Origin of the sequence: Gloeocapsa sp. DLM2.Bin57, assembly GCA_007693955.1 — a bacterium.
Lineage (GTDB): Bacteria > Cyanobacteriota > Cyanobacteriia > Cyanobacteriales > Gloeocapsaceae > Gloeocapsa.
The window spans coordinates 1-18,792 of sequence record RECR01000075.1; the positions used below are offsets into that span (position 1 = coordinate 1).

Below are 18,792 nucleotides of genomic sequence, written 5' to 3' on the forward strand. Positions count from 1 at the left end.
TAACCCCGAAACTTATGCTAAAACCACTCTACCCTCTCAAGAATATTTAAGCAACTTTCAAGAAATTAGTCAAGAAGACTTACTCAGATTAGCATCTTTTCCCGAACTTAGTCCAAATCCCATTATTGAAGTTAACTATCAAGGAGAAATTACCTATATTAATTCAGCAGCTAGATTTCAATTAAAAAATATTAAGAAAATTTTAGATGGATTAATTAAAGAAACCCAAAGTAAACAAGGAGGATTAATTAGAAAAGAGATTCAGGTGGAAAATAGATATTATGATCAATATATCCACTATTTAGCAGAAAAAAAACTAATCAGAGTATATTTATTTGATGTAACCGAACGTCGTCAAACAGAAGAAGCCTTACAAGCTAGTGAAGCTCGTTATAGAGCAGTTGTCAGACAAGTAGCTGAGGGGATTTGTTTAGTAGATGTAGCTACAGGAAAAATCATCGAAGCTAATAGTGCTTATTGTCAATTATTAGGATATGATCTAACTCAAATACAATTAATTAATTTTGTCGATATTATTGAATATCCCCAGACTTTCTCAGAAAAATTGCAAGAAGTTATTAATAATAATCTGGATTTTTGGGGAGAAGTAATACATCGTCGTCAGGATGGTTGCTTGATAGAAGTAGAAATGAGTATCAGTTTAATTTACTATCAAAATCAACAAATTTTTTGTTGTACAGTCAGAGATATAACCCAAAGAAAACGCAACGAACAACTATTAGCATATCAAGCTTTTCACGATGACTTAACAGGATTAGCTAATCGTAAATTCTTTGAAGTGCAACTTAATTCTATTTTAAGTAATGCTCAAACCAATAATAGCTCCATCGCGGTAATGTTTTTAGATATAGACCATTTTAAGAATATTAACGATACATTAGGACACACAATAGGAGATGAGTTACTTAAAGCTTTTGCAGAGCGACTCAAATCTTGTGTACGTTCTAATGATATAATTAGTCGTTGGGGAGGAGATGAATTTACGATTCTAATTTCTAATATTAATCAGAGAGAAGACGTAATTAACTTAGCCCAAAGAATCCTCAAATCCCTAGAACAACCTTTTAACTTATCAAAGCATTTACTCTATGTTAAAAGTAGTATTGGTATTGCACTCTATCCCGAAGATGGAGAAGATGGAGAAAATCTGGTTAAAAACGCTGACATAGCTTTATATCGAGCTAAAAACGAAGGAAGAAACAACTATAGATGTTATACAAGCATCATGAGTTCGGAAATCTCCGCATTACTAGCTTTAGAAAATCAAATCGCTCAAGCTTTAAACAATCAACAATTGTCTCTCTACTATCAACCCAGAGTTAATATCAAAACCAATAGCATTACAGCTATTGAAGCAGAGGTATTATGGCAACATCCAGAACAAGGTTTAGTATCTTTACAACCATTTCTCCCCCATTTAGAAGAAACAGAGCAAATTATCCCTTTACGAGACTGGTTAATTGAAACCGCTTGTAAACAGAGTCAGCAATGGCAACTTCGGGGGTTACCTTTAATTCCTGTTTCTCTTTCCCTATCTTCGCGACAACTACGTCAGTCAAATTTAGTAGAAAAAGTCCAAGAAATCCTTCAACAGACTAAATTAGCTGCTAATCTGCTGGAATTAGAGGTTAACGAACAAATACTCCTCAAAGATATCGATATGTCTAGTGAAATCCTCAATAAACTTATAGAGATTGGAATTCGTATCTGTGTGGATGATTTTGGCACAAGTTATCATTTTATTAGATATTTGCGTAAATTTTTGTTTCATACTCTCAAAATTGATCAATCTTTGATTCAAGAGTTACCAGATAATCCCCAGGAATCAGGTATAATTGCAGCTATGATTACTTTAGGTAATAGCTTTAACATGAACGTAGTAGCTCAAGGGATAGAAAAACCAGAACAATTAGCGATACTACGTCAACTAGATTGTCAGGAAATGCAGGGAAACCTATTTAGTCATCCTCTGAGTATAATAGAAGTAACAGACTTGTTGGTAAAAGGTTTAGAATTAACAAAACAATAGACACAAATGGATAATATCTCTGATACACAATCTCATGTTTTAGTAATAGAAGAACCCACATCACGTAAAACTATCTTATTAGAAGAAGCAGCCTATTCCTTTGGGAGAGATGCTAGTAACTCCGTAGTTTTATTTTCTAAAAAAGTATCTCGTCATCACGCTACCTTATTGCGAAGAACAGACCAAAGTAACAATTGTTACTCTTTTTGGATTATTGATGGAAATCTAGAGGGAGAAAGAAGTAAAAATGGTGTATTTGTTAATGATAAAAGAAGCTTAGTACAAAGCTTAAAACATGATGATGTGATTATTATGGCAGATGTTAAATTAACCTATTATATCACCAATAATCTGTCAGAATTTTTAATGATTCAAGCGGGAGACTATAATCATAAAACAACCAAAAAAGAAGAAGCAAGTCAAATTAGAGAAAGTAGCAAAGAAACTTATGTTAAAGAAATAACTAGTATTGGGGAGAATGCCCTAGTTAAACTAGCATCATTTCCTGAATTAAGTCCTAATCCGATTATAGAAATTGATTGGCAAGGGAGAATAACTTATCTTAATCCCACAGCCTTGGCAACATTTCCTAATATTGAAAATATCCAAATCAAACATCCAATTTTAGCTGGATTAACTGAAAATATTCAACAACGTCAAGGTAGTTTATTCGTAAGAGAAGTAAGAATAGATCCAGATTGTTTTGAACAATATGTACATTACTTACCCGAAGAAAAATTAATTAGAAGTTATATATTCAACTTTACTAAGCGGAAAGGAATCGAAGCAAGTCTCAGAGAAAGCAAAAAAATCTATCACCAGTTAGTTAAACAGAGTTCTGATGGAATTTGTATCATAGATTATGAACATCAAACCTTGATAGAAGCTAATAACTCCTATTGTGAATTATTGGGTTATACTCCCGAAGAAAGCTTGAATTTAAAGCTTAAAGATATTTGGGTATTAGAAGATTCAGAACTTAAACAAGACGTCAGAACTACTATTAGTACCAAACTAGATAGAGTGCTAGAATTACCCCATAGAAAAAAAGACGACGAGATTATTAAATTAGAGACAAACTTAAGCTTTACTAACTTCGGCAAAAGACAAATAATCTGTTGTTCAGTGACTAAAGTAAATAGTTCAACAGAAGTAACAGAAGGAAATCTTCTCTATCATAAAATTACTAATCTAGCTAGTAAAGCTCTCTTTGATGAATTGTTAGCGACTACCTTAGCTAATTGTAAAAGAAATAAACAACTCACAGCTTTATTGATGCTAGAAATAGATCACTATGCGCAGATAGAGTCTTCATTAGGAGTAGAAAAAGTCGAATTATTATTACAAGATATAGCCAAAAGATTGCGTTCTTGTTTAAGAGCAGGAGACAGTATAGCTCATCCCCAAGATAATCAATTTTACGTACTGTTGGTAGATTTTAATCAAATCAAAGATAGCGCCAAAGTAGCCCAAAGATTATTAGACGTATTGAGACCACCTTTTGAAATAGATAAACAACGCATTTATATAAGTGTGGGAATTGGTATATCTATATCTGAAAATCAAGATCAACCTACCCTATTTAATCACGCTCAAATAGCCTTAAATCGCTCTCGTCAAAAAGGCAATAATAACTATCAATTTTATCAAGCTAATCTTACCACAGAAATCAATAGATTACTAAGATTAGAAACATTATTAGAAGAAGCAATTACTAAAGAAGAATTCTTACTCTATTACCAACCAAGAGTAAATATTAAAACTAAAAAAATTACCGCAGTAGAAGCCTTATTACGTTGGCAACATCCAGAATTTGGCTTAATTACTCCCGAAAGATTCTTACCAATCGCTGAAGAAGTCGGTTTAATGATTCCTATAGGAGAATGGGTAATCAAAAAAGCTTGTCAACAAAATCGAAATTGGCAACAATTGGGTTTAGAATCCTTTCCCATTGCGGTAAACATCTCAGCTAAACAATTTCAACAACCAGATTTAGTACCCAGAATCGCTGAGATCATCAGTAAAATAGGTTTAGATAGTCAATGTTTAGAGCTAGAATTAACCGAAAAAGTAATCATCGCTAATCTAGACTACTCCCGTCAAAAACTAGCAGAATTACGTAATTTAGGATTATCTTTAGCTCTAGATGATTTTAACCCAATGTCGTCTTCAGTAGGTTATCTTAGACAGTTTCCCCTAGATAGTATCAAAATTCATCAATCTTTTCTGGCACAATTAACAGAAGCATCCTCTGGTTTAAGTGCAGTAGCTTCAACAATAGCCATGGGAAAAGAATTTAACCTTAAAATTATTGTAGAGGGAGTAGAGACCACAGAACAGTTAAAATTATTAAAAAGCCTCGATTGTGAACAGATGCAAGGCTACTTATTTAGCCCGGCTGTAAGTTACGAAAATATTTACGAATTTTTGACTAATCCAGAGTCTCTAATTCCAGGTTAAACTCTGTTAACGGTTGAGGAAATTAGGACACAATTTATATAGGTATTGCCACCAAATCAGTCACATGAATAATTTACCCTTTCGCCATATTCTCGTCATTGAAGATGAAAAATCCAGAAGGATTGTCTCTTTAGAAGAGACTATTTATTCTATAGGGCGTGATGCAAGTAATGCGATCGTCATTTATGATCGCCAAGTATCTCGCTTTCACGCAACATTGATGCGAGAGGAAGATACAGCCAATCAACAAACTGGTTATAAAGTCATTGACGGGGATTTACGAGGGAATATCAGCACTAATGGAATCGTAGTCAACGGGAAACCGAGTCTCTCTCACACCCTTAAACATGGGGATGTAGTGCGTTTTGGCGAAAAAGCCAAAGCTTTATATTATATTCTCTCAGATCCTTCGGTGATTAGTTTATTTAAAAACAACGAAGAAATAGGAGAAATAGATGATTCAGACAACGAAACAGCACAACAAGAAGCCATAATCAATCAAGAAAATTATAAAACAACTCTCACTTCAGAAAAAGATTTAGAAGAAATGAGTCAGAGAGAGTTGATTAGGTTAGCTTCTTTTCCAGAATTAAGCCCCAATCCCATTATAGAGATAAATTGGTCTGGAGAAATAACCTATCTCAACCCCGCAGCAAGTTTAAAATTTAAAGATGTTAATCAATTAAGAGCACAACACCCCATACTATCAGGCTTGACCAATAATTGTCAAAGTAAACACGGTAGTTTATTCGTTAGAGAAGTTAAAATAGGTCTAGAAGTATTTGAACAATACGTTCATTATCTCTCGGAAAATAAATTAATCAGAAGTTATATCTTTGACTTTACTAAACGTAAACAAGTAGAAGCAGCATTAAGAGAAAGCGAACAATTATATCGTACAGTAGTGCGTCAAAGTTTTGAAGGAATATTTCTAGTAGATGCTCAAACTCATAAAATACTAGAAGCTAACCAAAGTTATTGCGAGTTAGTAGGTTATTCCCTAGAAGAAATTTTAGGAATGAGTTTAGAAGATATCGTAGTTTTTGGTACAGAAATTAATGGGGAAAACCTCAAAACCTATTTAATAGAAAAACAAGATACAATCGTTGAATCAGTCCACTGTTGTAAAGATAAATCATCCATAACAGTAGGATTAAGCGTTAGTTTTATCAACTCAAGAATTAGAGAAATATTCTGTTTTGCTGTACATCGAGCCACAGACCAAAAATTATTAAAACAAGAAAAAAGAGACGAATTAACAGGATTATTTAATCTGAGTTTTATAACAGACCATTGGAAATTAATATTTACTAACGCCGAAAAATATGAACGTCAAATAGCCTTAATATTATTAGATATACAGCGTTTTGAGGAAATAAATCGTCTATTTGGGGAAACAGTAGGAGATAATTGTCTGGCTGAAATAGGTAAAAGATTAAAAATATGTGAGGAATATGGAGCGATCGCTGTACGTTGTCATGAAGATAACTTCGCCATTTTATTACCAACTATAAACAACTTTAACGACGTCGGCAAACTAGCTCAACTATTGCTAGATAACTTGAGACAACCAATCCATGTTCCCCGAGAAGATAGTCAACCCCTGGTTAAAGATTCCCAAGAAATTAAACTAAACTTTAGCCTAGGTATAGGTATTTATCCCACCGACGCCCAAGATTTTGACAACCTCTGGCGTAATACAGAAACCGCTTTACAACGTAGTCAAGAAACAGGAAGCAATAACTATCAATTCTATAGCGCTAGTATGACTTCTAGGGCTAATCGTCAAGTCAGATTAGAAAGTTTACTACAAGGAGCAATCTCAGCACAAGGATTATATTTAGCTTATCAACCCATTGTCAATATTCAATCAGGGATGATTACAGGAATGGAAGCACTCTTACGATGGCGAGATCTAGAGCTACAAAGAGTACCACCTGCGACATTAATCGCTCTAGCAGAAGAAATGGAGATAATCAACCCTATCGGGGAATGGGTGCTCAAAGCCGCTTGCTTGCAGAATTATGTTTGGCAACAAAATGGTATCAGCAATATTCCAGTTAGTGTCAATCTCTCCTCTAAACAACTGCAAACCAACAATTTAGCCCCTACTATTGCTCGTATCTTACAAAGCACTAAATTAGAGCCACACTGGTTAGAATTGGAAATCACCGAAGAAGCGATCGTGGAAAATAGCGAGACAATCTTTAAAGTATTGCGCGATATTCTGCAGATGGGAGTACAAATCTCTATCGATGGTTTTGGTGGTAGTCATTGCTCCCTCACCTTCTTAAAAAAATTCCCCTTCCACACTTTAAAAGTACACCCATCCTTCATCAAAGAATTAGAAGATAACCCCAAAGATACCAGTATTATCTCAGCCATTGTCAGTCTAGGTCAAAGTTTTAACATGAGAGTTGTTGCTAAAGGAGTAGAGAAAATCCAACAATTAAAATTATTACGTAAACTGCAATGTCACGAAATGCAAGGCTATCTCTTTAGTGAGCCCCTCAACGCAGAAGATGCTACTAACGTACTGAGAAGAGGTAATGTTAATTATTTAATTCCTTAACACTACCTAGTTATAAGCGAGCTGCTCGCACTTCTGTAGATTTTAATGTGCAACTATAAGATCAGAAGCAATTAAAGAAGGGTTACCTAAAAGAGTCGCGAAATGACCACCATCATCCCAATTAGAAGCAAAGCCAGAAGCATTACGATTGGGATTGTAAAATAATTTCCCATTAGTTCTATTGTAGGTAATTAAAGCATTACTCAATTCAGCTAAGCGATCGCTAGCAACATAAGCAAAATCCCAATAACTTAGACTATTTGTCCAAATTGGTAAAGCAGCAAAATCACTTCTGTGTAAGACGATTTTATCCCCTTCTAAACGACTAAAATCATGAATAATATCTACACCTAGATCGCTAAAACCTCTACCTGTACCAAAAACAAATCTATCAGCGCCAGGTCCACCAATCAGGGTATCATACCCTATGCCCCCATTGAGGTAATCATCTCCATTCTCCCCATAGAGGACATCATTTCCTGCTTCTCCATAGAGTACATCATTTCCATCTCCACCAAAAAGCATGTCGTTGCCGGATAAGGAACGTGAATAAAGCGTATTGTTTTCGGAAAACACAAGAGAGCCGCTTCCTCCATAGATGGTGTCGTCACCACTAAGACCGTAGATAATATCATTCCCGCCCATACCATATATTATGTCTTTTCCATGGCGAAATCCTTTTTTTTTCGTTCCTACTAGGTGCTCGTTATTATTTGTTCCACGAATTACATTAGTCATAATTTTAAATTCTCCCAAATTGTTCTGTCACTTATAAATACGTAATTCTTGCTCAGAATATCTTTTTAGTGAACCAGCTAAATACTACAAAAATACTGAGAAGAGGTAATGTTAATTATTTAATTCCTTAACACTACCTAGTTATAAGTGAGCTGCTCGCACTTCTGTAGATTTTAATGTGCAACTATAAGATCAGAAGCTATTAAAGGAGGGTTACCAGAAAGAGTCGCAAAGTGACCACCAGCATCAGAATTAGAAGCAAAGCCAAAAGCATTACGATTGGGATTGTAAAATAATTTCCCATTAGTTCTATTGTAGGTAATCAAAGCATTACTCAATTCAGCTAGGCGATCGCTAGTAACAGAAGCAAAATCCCCAGAACTCAGACCATTTGTCGAAATTGGTAAAGCAGTAAAATCACTTCTGTGTAAGACGATTTTATCCCTTTCCAGATAACGAAAATCACTAATAGTATCTACACCTAAATTAAAGCGACTAAAACTTCTCCCTACACCGAAAGCAAATCGATCAGCGCCAGGTCCACCAATCAGTGTATCATTTCCTCTTCCTCCATTGAGATAATCATTTCCACCACCTCCCAAAAGGGTATCATCTCCATCACCCCCCCAAAGGGTATCATTTCCATTCTCTCCAAAAAGGAAGTCATTTCCTCTCTCTCCATGAAGGACATCATTTCCATCACCCCCCCAAAGGCTATCATTTCCTAAACCACCATAGAGAACATCATTGCCATTCTGTCCAAAGAGTCGGTCATTGTCTCCCTCTCCATAAAGGGTATCATTTCCATTTCCACCATAGAGAACATCATTTCCTGGACCTCCATAAAGAACATCATTGCCATTCTCTCCAAAGAGTAGGTCATTTCCTCCCTCTCCATAAAGGACATCATCTCCATCTCCACCATAGAGAGTATCGTTTCCAGAAAAAGTCCCATAACCGTCTCCCCCGTAGAGAGTGTCATTACCGCTGAGACCGAAAATAATATCATTCCCACCTAGACCAAATATTCTGTCTCTCCCATGACGAATAATCCCCCATCCTCTTTTTTCTGTTCCTGTTAGGCGATCGTTGCCATTTGTTCCGTAAGTTACCTTAGTCATAATTTTTAAGTCTCCAAAATTGTCTTGTCACTTATAAATACGTAATTCTTGCTCAGAATATTCCTAAAGTTATGTAACAAATTTTTTTAACAAATTGCCGTAAATGTGCTACAAGACTAACGTGGCTACGGTCTAAAATAATGAATAAAAAATTTATAGCTAGTTGTTTGATAGCAGTTACTTTTGTTTCTTTGACTTCTGAAGATGCAGCAAGTACGCCGAGATAAGTTTTATAATACAAGAACACTATCTTTGGGGGCTAAAAGTCATATAACAAGTTTTATTAGGCAATTATACTACATATGTGTTCATGCACTCCCGTACAAAGCATCTCATCAGCAACTATATATTATGGTGATCCTTCACTAAGCAGGACTCAATCCCCTCATTCTCGGGAGATGCAAAACTGTATCTGATTATAGTCTATAATTAAGATGGGTTTTTTCTTGACCAATCTAGAATTAATAATTAATAGTTAATACTTTTTACTAATGCCTGCCAAGGATATTTATCATGACACAGTAAAAAATGCTTTAATTAAGGATGGATGGACAATTACAGATGATCCGCTAAAACTAACCATTGGTAGCCGTTCTTTGTATATAGATTTGGGGGCAGAAAAACTAATTGGTGCCCAAAAAGGAGCACAAAAAATAGCAGTAGAAATTAAAAGTTTTATTAGTCCGTCACCAATTAAGGATTTAGAAAATGCTCTCGGTCAATATATTCTGTATCAAAATATTCTTCAAACTATAGATGTAGAAAGGATGTTATATTTAGCGATTAGAGAAGAAGTTTATAACGATTTATTTACCGAACCGATAGGTCAGTTACTATTAAATAATAAGCAAATAAAATTAATTATATTCAATTCAGATAAGCAGGAGTTAAAGGCATGGATAAATTAACTCAATATCGGCAAATAATCAAAGATACTTTACAGGAGTATGCTGCTATTCCCTTTAGTTATGGGGAAATAAAACAACAGATTTTTATTGATAAAGAAGAAAACAACTTTTTCCTGTTTAATGTAGGTTGGCATAACAAAAAGCGCATTCATGGTTGTGTAGTTCATATCCAAATTATTAATAATAAAATCTGGATTCAACAAGATGGTATTGAAGATGGAATCGCCAATGATTTCTTAAAAGCAGGTATTCCTAAAAGTGATATTGTTTTAGCTTTTCATCCTCGGGATATTCGGAAATTAACTGAGTTTGCTGTTAGTTAAAATAATGTCCAAAGCCAGGGGAAGATCACAGCCTGAATATTTATCCCTTAACTATTATAAAAAAATTGCTAGACCTTAATTTTATCATAAAGACTGACAAAAGAGGGATAAGTTTGAGATAATCTCCTTGTTTATCAAAAAAATGGGGTTTTGACTTGTTCAGCAGCCACTAAATACGTAATTCTTGCTCAGAATATTCCTAAAGTTATGTAACAATTTTTTTTGACGAATCGCCGTAAATATGCTAAAAGAATAACGTGGCTACGGTCTAAAATAATGAATAAAAAATTTATAGCTAGTTGTTTAATAGCAGGTTTGGTCTTTTCTCTAATTCCCCAAGATGCAGAAGCACAACGATTTAGAAGAGGGAAACGCTATAACAGAGGATCAGAATCACCTATTTTTCAATATGAATTACTTTCCGTAGATTCAGAAAGAGAAGACGGCAGATATTTATTTGAAAACGCTATAACTGATGTACAATATAATGACACGAGTTTTCCTTCCAGAGACTCATTAGGAAGAAATTTTTTATTTAATATTCCCCAAGCTGATTTATTATCTTCTTTAAATGAGGATATAGTTACATATAGTTTTAGAGTTAATGCTGAATTTTCAGGCAATATATTTACTGAGGGAACGTCTGAAGAAACTCGGTTTAACCCAAGTGAATTTTACAGTTTTTCTGTTGATATTTCAGGAATACCATTCGACCAGCGATTACGCTATTTAAATGATATAAATTTTATTATTGATAATAATATCTTGGTTGATTCGGTAATTTCTGAACCAAGAGAAAGCTTAATAGTAACAACAACTGATGAGTTAATTGATTTATCTTTTAATCTTGCACCGGCTTCTAATCCAGAATTAGGTGGGTTTGGTTGTTCAGAAACTAGGGGTGAATTTATTCCTGTAGATGGTTTAGACATAGGGTTATGCGTAGCAAATGTATTAAGAGAAGTAGATGATGAAGTCATACCCGAAACAAATGTTCTAGCTAGTTTAGGTGGTTTAATTATGTTGAAAATTTTAAAAAGAAAAGAAAAGTCATGAAAATAATGTTTTTAGGATTTTTAACTATTTTTAACTTATTAATTACTCAACAAGTTAAAGCAGAAATCATACCAGATAGAAGTTTAAATACAGAAATATCAAGTGAAAATGGATTATTACTTATTAAAGGAGGAGAAAGATCAGGAGAAAACTTATTTCATAGTTTCCGAGAATTTAATGTTAGAGAAGGACAAGAGGTATATTTTACTAATCCCGAAAATATTAGTAACATCTTTAGTAGAATAACAGGTAATAATCCTTCACAGATTTTAGGAACTTTGGGGGTAACAGGACAAGCTAATTTATACCTAATAAATACTAATGGGATTATTTTTGGACCTAATTCTACTCTAGATGTCAAGGGTTCTTTTGTAGGGACTACCGCTAATAATATATTATTTGCTGATGGGTTTAGGTTTGAGACCAAAATTAGTCCAACAGAAAGACCATTATTAACCATTAGTGTACCAATTGGTTTGGGGTTTCTAGATAGTAAAGGGGTGATTATTAATCAATCAGAAATAGGATTAGGAGTACCCAACCAACAGACGATCGCCTTAGTGGGAGGTAGAATATCCTTTAGAGGAGGTTTTATCGAAACAGAATCAGCAAATATTGAGTTAGGAAGCGTTAATCAAGGTATAGTTAACATCCTTCACCAGGGAGAAAGTTTTACTCTTGATTATCAGAATGTAGAAAGTTTTCGCGATGTGACGATCGCTAACTTCGCAGGTGTTTTTAGTTATGGAGAAAATACAGGAAATATCAATATCCAAGCTAGAAATATCTCTATTAGAGACAGTCAAATTGGGACTACTACTTATGAAGGTAAAGCAGGTAATCTTATCGTTAAAGGGATTAATAATATTGAGATTTCAGGTTATATAGGTGATGATACCCCTAGTGGGATTATCGGAACTACTGAAGAACAAGCATCGGGAGAAGATACAGTAATCAGAGTAGAAGCAAGAAGATTATCATTAACCGATGGGAGTCAGATTTTAGCCGATAATTATAGCGATCGCCCAGGAATCACAGTCATTATCAATGTAGTCGAGTCTATCGATATTATAGGTAATAGTCCTGATAAGGTCTTGCCTAGTGCAATTTCTTCTACCTCTGATAGTACAGGGAATGCGGGTAATTTAACCATCAATACTAGTAGATTAACTCTAGTGGATGGGGCTAATCTGTCTTCTTCTAGCTTTGCGGGTATAGGAAAAGCAGGAGATTTAACGATTAACGCTACGGAAATCAACGTAATCGGTTTTAATATTAATGAGTTGGGAGAGGAAAGACCTACAGGAATATTTGCCCAAGTAGAAACAGAATCCTTTGGAGATGGAGGAAATTTAAGGATTCAGACTAATCGGTTAACAGTACAAAACGGGGGACAAATCTCTACTAGTACCAAAAATCGGGGACAAGGGGGAGATATGATCATCACAGCAACGGAATTTATACACCTAGAGGGAACATCTCCCGAAGCAGATTTAGTACTAGGTCAAAGTGGGATATTTACATCAGCAGAAAAATCAGAGTTAAGGGAAGGAGGAGAGATTTTAGCCTCTACTGGAGACGCAGGGAATCTTTTCCTCAAAACCCCAGAATTAATAATTACTGAAGGGGCAAAAATTTCTGCTGATACCTTTGGTTTAGGACAAGGGGGGAATATAGTTATTGAGGTAGATAACTTAATTATCTCTCAAGGAGGTTCTCTCCGAGCAGGATCTTTTGTGGAAGCTGATGGAGTCATACCAGGTAGAGAAAGAGGGGATGGAGGAACAATCAGTATTAAAGCAACAGAAGGAGTGAGGGTAACTCGCAGTGGGACAACAGGAGAGATTAACCCAATACCTATTAATAGTAATATCACCAGCGAATCCCAAGGAACAGGAAACGCAGGAGGAATAGTAATTATTAGTCCAGAAATATTTATAGATAATCAAGGGATAGTGAGTGTTAGTAATTCTGGAGAGGGAGAAGGAGGTAATTTAGAGATTAGTACTAATTCTCTGAGTTTAAGTCAGGGGACAATTTCCGCAGCAACTAGCCAGAATCAAGGAGGTAACCTAACTTTGTTGGTAACAGATACCATCTTCCTAGAAAGAAATAGTCAAATTACTGCTACCGCGGGTATAGAAACAGGAAAGGGAGACGGAGGGAATATCACTATAGATACAGGATTTTTGATCGCTACTCCTCAAGAAAACAATGATATTATCGCTAATGCTTCTTTAGGAAGAGGGGGAAATATTCAAATTACTGCTTTAGGGGTTTTAGGGATAACTCCGAGACCTCAGTTAACTCCCTTGAGTGATATTAACGCTTCTTCTGAATTTGGTATCGATGGGATTGTCTCGATTACTACCCCTGAAGCTGATCCCGAAGCAGGGATTATTAGACTGTCTGAGGAGGTAATCAATATAGAATGGTTAAAAGCCCAAAATCCCTGTACCGTAGAAGAGGGGATTATCGCTAAGGGTAGTTCTTTGATTATTACAGGTAGGGGTGGTTTTCCCCCAAGTTCTCACGAAGCGATCGCCCCTAGACAGAGAATTGTACCATGGCAATCCCTAGAAACTCCTAAATCTCCTGTCCAAATCAAACCTAGGGAAACTGAATCCATACCTACTCCACAATCAATCCAAGGTTGGTTTATGACTGCTGATGGAACTATTCATTTAAGCCAAAATATTACCAGGTATAGTTATCTATGTTCTATGTTTGGAGAATAAATCCTCTAGTATGGTTATTAGTTTTAGTTTATCAAACACCTATTCATTCTCAAGTCATACCAAGACCTGTTACTCCTATTCCTCAACCTACTCCCGAAGTGGAGGTTTTACCACCTTTAGAAGATATTTTACCTCCACCCTCTCGGGAGGTAACCCCAGAAATTCCCACTATTCCTCTGGAGATTATTATTGAACAATTCGAGGTGAGGGGAACTACTGTATTTACTAGCGAAGATTTAGAAGAAATCCTCGAACCCTACACTAATCGTCCCCTTTCTTTTACTGAACTTTTAGAAATTCAAACCGCTATTACTCAATTATACGTGGATAGGGGTTATTTGACTTCTGGGGCTTTTATTCCTCCCCAAAGTCTCCAGGATGGTATCCTCATCATTGAGGTGATAGAAGGAGAAATAGAGGAAATCATCATCACTGGTTTAGAGAGACTTAAACCCGAATATATCCGCAATCGTATTGCAATCAATACTTCTGGTCCTCTTAATCAAGCTGATTTATTACGGGCTTTACAATTATTGCAGATTAATCCTCTGATTGAAAGTTTAGCCGCAGAATTGACCAGAGGATCTCAACCTCATTTAAGTATCCTTAAGATTGATTTACAAGAAAATCCTGCTTTTTCTCTCGCTTTGGGTGTAGATAATCAACAATCTCCTAGTGTAGGATCTAATCGTCGTCTCTTAACTATTAATCACCGCAACCTTTTCGGGTTTGGAGATAATTTATATTTGCGTTACTATAACACCGATGGTAGTAATGTCATCGAAGATTTTAGTTATCTGTTTCCTATCAATCCTCTTGATGGTTTAATTGGGTTTCGTTTCTATTATAGTGATTCTGAACTAATTCAAGAACCTTTACAGCAACTCAATATTGATTCTCAATCTCGAACTTACGAGTTTATTTTTCGTCAACCCGTTTTTAAAACTCCTACCCAAGAGTTGGGGATTGGATTTAATCTCGCTAAGGAAAAATCAGAGTTAACTATTTCTCCTCCTACTATTAATCGCAGTTTAAGAAGTGAAACCAATATCAATATCTTTAGACTCTCCCAAGAATATTTTATTAGAGACCAACGTCAGATTTTTGCTGTCTTTTCCCAGTTTAATTTAGCTACAGACGCTTATACTCTTAATCTTGATGGTGTTGAAGGTAGTAGTCAATTCGTTTTATGGCGTAGTCAAGCACAATATTTTAGGAATCTTAATAACTTTATCAGTTTTTTTAGTAAAGTAGAATTTCAATTAGCTGATTCAGCTATACCTAGTTTAGAACAATTTGCCCTCGGGGGAGTTAATCGAGGTCGAGGTTATCCGGAAAATGCTATTTTAGGGGATAATGGGGTGTTTGTTTCCCTAGAGTTGCGGTTTTCGCTAGTAACTATTCCTAAAGCTAATTTTAATCTACAGTTAGTCTCTTTTTATGAATTAGGTCACGTTTGGAATAATAGCGATTTCACCTTACCGATTAGTACTTTAGCTTCTGTAGGAGTAGGACTTAATTTAACTGCTTATGATCGTTTAAATGCTTATTTTTATTGGGGTATTCCTTTAAATAATTTAACCACTCTCGGTAATAGTTTACAAGAAGATGGTCTTTATTTCAGTGTTCAATATCAAGTCCTTAAATTTTGATTATGAAATACTTATTATTATTTGGGTTAATTTTGATTCTGACCATCTCTCCTGGATTAGTTAGTTCAGAAACCACAGCATTATGTTCTAATCCTTCTGAATGTTTAGAATTGGCTAGATTGAACTATCAAGAGGGTAAACTTCAAAAAGCTAAACTAATCCTCGAAACTACTTTAAATCAAAAATTAACCCCAGAATCAGAAATAATTGTCTTAATTAATTTAGCTTTGATTCAACAGGAATTAGGTAATCATTCTCAAGGTAGTCAAGCTATTAATCAAGGGCAAACACTTCTGAAATTTGTTCAATATGAACAGTTACAAAGACAACTTTATGCTCAATTATTAGATGTCAAAGGTCAATTAGCTATATCCCTAGGTCAAGATGTAGAAGCGTTAGCAATTTGGCGAGAAGCAGCTAAGATTTATACTGAAACTAATAATCTCATGGGATTGGTTAATAATCAACTCTATCAGGTACAAGCTTTAACCTCTTTGGGATTATATAGAGAAGCTTATCAGAATTTAACAGGTTTAACAGCAGAATTAAATAATTATCCAACAACTCCAGAAAAAGCTAAAGCATTAGCTAGTCTAGGGGATATTTTACGCCGAATAGGTAGATACCAAGAAGCAGAAATACAATTACAAGAGAGTTTAGAATTATCCCAAGCATTAGGATTAACTGAGTTAGTCAGTCTTAATCTTATTAATCTAGGTAAACTTAATCAACACAGTAATAATTATGATCAAGCTTGGCAATATTATCAACAAGCTAGAGAGTCAGCCCCAAATTTAGAGTTGAATATTCGCGCAGCTATTAATCAGTTAGCTATTAGACAAGAAGAATGGGCAAAAAGTCAACCACTAATTAACGAAATAGCAGCCAAAATCCAACAGCTACCTCAACAAATAGCAACGATTCATCTACGGATTAATTTTGCTGAAGAGTTATTGCAAATGCAATCAGAGTCACAAAATAATGATTTGATTATTGCACAATTGACCACAGCTATAAAATTAGCCCAAACCCTAGGATATACTAGAGGTGAAGCAGAAGGGATGGGTAGGTTAGGGCTACTCTATGAACAACATCAACAATTTACACCTGCTCTTACTCTAACCCAAAATGCCCTATTATTATCCCAAAATATCAACGCTACAGATTTAAATTACCAATGGGAATGGCAACTAGGGAGAATTTTACAACAACAGCAACAAAGAGAACAGAGTATCATTGCTTATAGTCAAGGGGTAAAAAGTCTTCAATCTCTGCGTCAGGATTTAGTAACCATTAGTTCAGATGTACAGTTTTCTTTCCGAGAAGAGGTAGAACCATTATATCGCGAATTTGTGGATATTCTTCTACAACCAGAAGCAACTCAACAACAACTCAAACAAGCTAGAGAAGTGATTGAAGCTTTACAATTAGCAGAGTTAGATAACTTCTTTCGGGATGCTTGTTTAGATGTACAACCAGTCCAAATCGATGAATTAGACCCAAATGCTGGCATAATTTATACTATTTTCCTGGAAAATCGTCTAGGAGTTATCCTCGCTATCGGTAATCAACCCCTGAGTTATTATGAAGTAGCTATAGATAAAAGCGAAATTATCAAACAACTAAACTGGTTAAATATAGCATTACAAAACCCTCAACGTGAAGTGCGATCGCAACTCCTCAGACAACCCTATGATTGGTTAATCAAACCCATAGAGTCTCAATTAGAAACCCATCATCTCGATACTCTAGTTTTTATTCTCGATGGAGAATTAAGAAACCTTCCCCCTGGAGTATTTTTTGATGGTGAACAATATCTGATCGAAAAATATAACGTGGCGATCGCCCCTAGTCTAGAATTAATAGACTTCCAAGAGACTTCCTTACAAGATCGTTTCTTATTATTAGCAGGTTTAACCGAAGAACGTCAAGGATTTTCTGAGTTACCAGGTGTTGCACAAGAAATCGCGAGAATCAGAGATACCACCACAGGAAGTGTCTTATTAAACGCTGATTTTACCAAAGGACAATTTAACCAAAATATGCAACAAAACCCTTATACTATTGTGCATCTAGCCACTCATGGTCGATTTAGTTCACGTTTAGAGGAGACTTTTTTATTGACTTGGGACGATCGCTTGGGTATCAATGATTTAACTACTTTACTGAGTAGCGATCAAAAACAATTGCAACCAGTAGAATTATTAGTTTTAAGCGCTTGTCAAACCGCTGTAGGGGATAATAGGGCTACTCTAGGATTAGCAGGTTTAGCAGTAAGAGTAGGTGTACGTAGTACTATAGCTTCTCTTTGGGAAGTCAGTGACGAGAGTACCTCCCTATTGATGCAACAATTTTATGATCAATTAATTAATCAAGGATACAGTAAAGCTAAAGCCTTAAGAAACGCACAAATCAACCTGTTACAACAGCAAAGATATCATCATCCCTATTATTGGTCTGGTTTTATCCTATTGGGTAATTGGCTTTAATTCTAGCCATAAAGTTTCTTCTACTAAATCTTGATGTCCCAACTTAAGTAATAAATTTTGCCAATCGGTTTGATACTGTTCATTCTCGGGATACTGATAATATAGTTGGGCTAATTTCGTCACCGCATCATACATGATATCTTCTTCTATATAACTATGATAGGATTCGGGGTTATCGATAATTGTCCTAGTTATCCAACCTTCAAGTTTAACCTGATTCCCTTGGTTACCAGAACAAGAAATAATTACCTCCCACAGATAATCCCTGGTTAATTCTAGAGAATATTCTGTTTGAGTAGGTAGATGAATTGCTGTGATACCTGGTTGATTGCTTAAACTAACTAAAGTACGATAGATGACTTGGTCTTCTTGAGGATTTTTCAAGATAAATTCTACACTTTCTACCTGTTGTTGGGTATAAGGAAAATAAAACCAAAAACTCGGGTACTCTGAAGTAGTAAAATCTTGACCATCTTTAGCCAAAAGAGAGACAGGATGTCGATTAGCATCAGGGTTACAGGTATGATAATCTAAATCACCAGTTCTTGTCCCTCCTGGTTGTGTTTCTGTTTCTGGTTTACCTGTATTGGGGGCCTCTGGTAAATTAGTTTCAGCTACAATGGGACTAAGGAAAGTAAGATTTAGCGCCATTGTTAAGATTGTTGATAGATATATTTTCCACATT

The 18,792-nt window shown here is 35.4% G+C and carries 12 protein-coding genes; 9 read left to right on the top strand and 3 right to left on the bottom strand.

What is annotated here, in order from left to right; translation table 11 throughout:
* From EA365_09555 to EA365_09565, 3 genes are all read left to right on the top strand, one after another.
* Positions 1 to 2,050, top strand: a 2,050-nt coding sequence (locus EA365_09555; GenBank protein TVQ44636.1) for an EAL domain-containing protein, incomplete at its 5' end; no start/stop codon positions are given.
* A 6-nt stretch (positions 2,051 to 2,056) separates the two neighbouring features.
* Complete coding sequence (locus tag EA365_09560; GenBank protein ID TVQ44637.1) at positions 2,057 to 4,510, top strand: EAL domain-containing protein; 2,454 nt, start codon at positions 2,057 to 2,059, stop codon at positions 4,508 to 4,510.
* A 64-nt stretch (positions 4,511 to 4,574) separates the two neighbouring features.
* The gene (locus tag EA365_09565) at positions 4,575 to 7,082 is read left to right on the top strand and encodes an EAL domain-containing protein (GenBank protein ID TVQ44638.1); all 2,508 of its coding nucleotides are present in this window, start codon (positions 4,575 to 4,577) and stop codon (positions 7,080 to 7,082) included.
* Between the two features lie 42 nt (positions 7,083 to 7,124).
* Here the strand turns inward: EA365_09565 and EA365_09570 are convergent, their stop codons facing one another.
* Both EA365_09570 and EA365_09575 read right to left on the bottom strand, forming a co-directional pair.
* Positions 7,125 to 7,727 (bottom strand): calcium-binding protein, encoded by a 603-nt coding sequence (locus EA365_09570; protein ID TVQ44678.1) that lies wholly within the window; start codon positions 7,725 to 7,727, stop codon positions 7,125 to 7,127.
* Positions 7,728 to 7,993: 266 nt separating this feature from the next.
* On the bottom strand, positions 7,994 to 8,941 hold the full coding sequence (locus EA365_09575; GenBank protein ID TVQ44639.1) for a calcium-binding protein: 948 nt from the start codon (positions 8,939 to 8,941) through the stop codon (positions 7,994 to 7,996).
* A gap of 491 nt (positions 8,942 to 9,432) precedes the next feature.
* Between EA365_09575 and EA365_09580 the strand changes: the two genes are divergently transcribed.
* The 6 genes from EA365_09580 (at position 9,433) to EA365_09605 (ending at position 18,107) form a co-directional block, all read left to right on the top strand.
* Positions 9,433 to 9,849: a fatty-acid synthase gene (locus EA365_09580; protein ID TVQ44640.1), complete on the top strand. Its 417-nt coding sequence runs from the start codon at positions 9,433 to 9,435 to the stop codon at positions 9,847 to 9,849.
* A complete protein-coding gene (locus EA365_09585; protein TVQ44641.1) occupies positions 9,837 to 10,172 on the top strand; it encodes a XisI protein in 336 nt (111 codons plus the stop codon). Before EA365_09580 ends, EA365_09585 begins: the two co-directional genes overlap by 13 nt.
* Positions 10,173 to 10,448: 276 nt before the next feature.
* On the top strand, positions 10,449 to 11,228 hold the full coding sequence (locus tag EA365_09590; protein ID TVQ44642.1) for a hypothetical protein: 780 nt from the start codon (positions 10,449 to 10,451) through the stop codon (positions 11,226 to 11,228).
* Positions 11,225 to 13,966, top strand: coding sequence for a filamentous hemagglutinin N-terminal domain-containing protein (locus EA365_09595; GenBank protein TVQ44643.1), 2,742 nt, complete (start codon positions 11,225 to 11,227; stop codon positions 13,964 to 13,966). Before EA365_09590 ends, EA365_09595 begins: the two co-directional genes overlap by 4 nt.
* On the top strand, positions 13,945 to 15,618 hold the full coding sequence (locus EA365_09600) for a ShlB/FhaC/HecB family hemolysin secretion/activation protein (protein ID TVQ44644.1): 1,674 nt from the start codon (positions 13,945 to 13,947) through the stop codon (positions 15,616 to 15,618). Before EA365_09595 ends, EA365_09600 begins: the two co-directional genes overlap by 22 nt.
* 2 nt (positions 15,619 to 15,620) lie before the next feature.
* Positions 15,621 to 18,107 (top strand): CHAT domain-containing protein, encoded by a 2,487-nt coding sequence (locus EA365_09605; protein TVQ44645.1) that lies wholly within the window; start codon positions 15,621 to 15,623, stop codon positions 18,105 to 18,107.
* On the opposite strand, the gene EA365_09610 is transcribed toward EA365_09605, so the two are convergent.
* On the bottom strand, positions 18,087 to 18,791 hold the full coding sequence (locus tag EA365_09610) for a DUF928 domain-containing protein (protein ID TVQ44646.1): 705 nt from the start codon (positions 18,789 to 18,791) through the stop codon (positions 18,087 to 18,089). The genes EA365_09605 and EA365_09610 overlap by 21 nt on opposite strands.
* Position 18,792: the final 1 nt, after the last annotated feature.

What these genes read in the sequence shown, in the direction of transcription:
- EA365_09560 (TVQ44637.1), top strand. Translation starts at nt 2,057, where the DNA reads ATGGATAATATCTCTGATACACAATCTCATGTTTTAGTAATAGAAGAA.
- EA365_09565 (TVQ44638.1), top strand. Translation starts at nt 4,575, where the DNA reads ATGAATAATTTACCCTTTCGCCATATTCTCGTCATTGAAGATGAAAAA.
- EA365_09570 (TVQ44678.1), bottom strand. Translation starts at nt 7,727, where the DNA reads ATGGGCGGGAATGATATTATCTACGGTCTTAGTGGTGACGACACCATC.
- EA365_09575 (TVQ44639.1), bottom strand. Translation starts at nt 8,941, where the DNA reads ATGACTAAGGTAACTTACGGAACAAATGGCAACGATCGCCTAACAGGA.
- EA365_09580 (TVQ44640.1), top strand. Translation starts at nt 9,433, where the DNA reads ATGCCTGCCAAGGATATTTATCATGACACAGTAAAAAATGCTTTAATT.
- EA365_09585 (TVQ44641.1), top strand. Translation starts at nt 9,837, where the DNA reads ATGGATAAATTAACTCAATATCGGCAAATAATCAAAGATACTTTACAG.
- EA365_09590 (TVQ44642.1), top strand. Translation starts at nt 10,449, where the DNA reads ATGAATAAAAAATTTATAGCTAGTTGTTTAATAGCAGGTTTGGTCTTT.
- EA365_09595 (TVQ44643.1), top strand. Translation starts at nt 11,225, where the DNA reads ATGAAAATAATGTTTTTAGGATTTTTAACTATTTTTAACTTATTAATT.
- EA365_09600 (TVQ44644.1), top strand. Translation starts at nt 13,945, where the DNA reads ATGTTCTATGTTTGGAGAATAAATCCTCTAGTATGGTTATTAGTTTTA.
- EA365_09605 (TVQ44645.1), top strand. Translation starts at nt 15,621, where the DNA reads ATGAAATACTTATTATTATTTGGGTTAATTTTGATTCTGACCATCTCT.
- EA365_09610 (TVQ44646.1), bottom strand. Translation starts at nt 18,791, where the DNA reads ATGTGGAAAATATATCTATCAACAATCTTAACAATGGCGCTAAATCTT.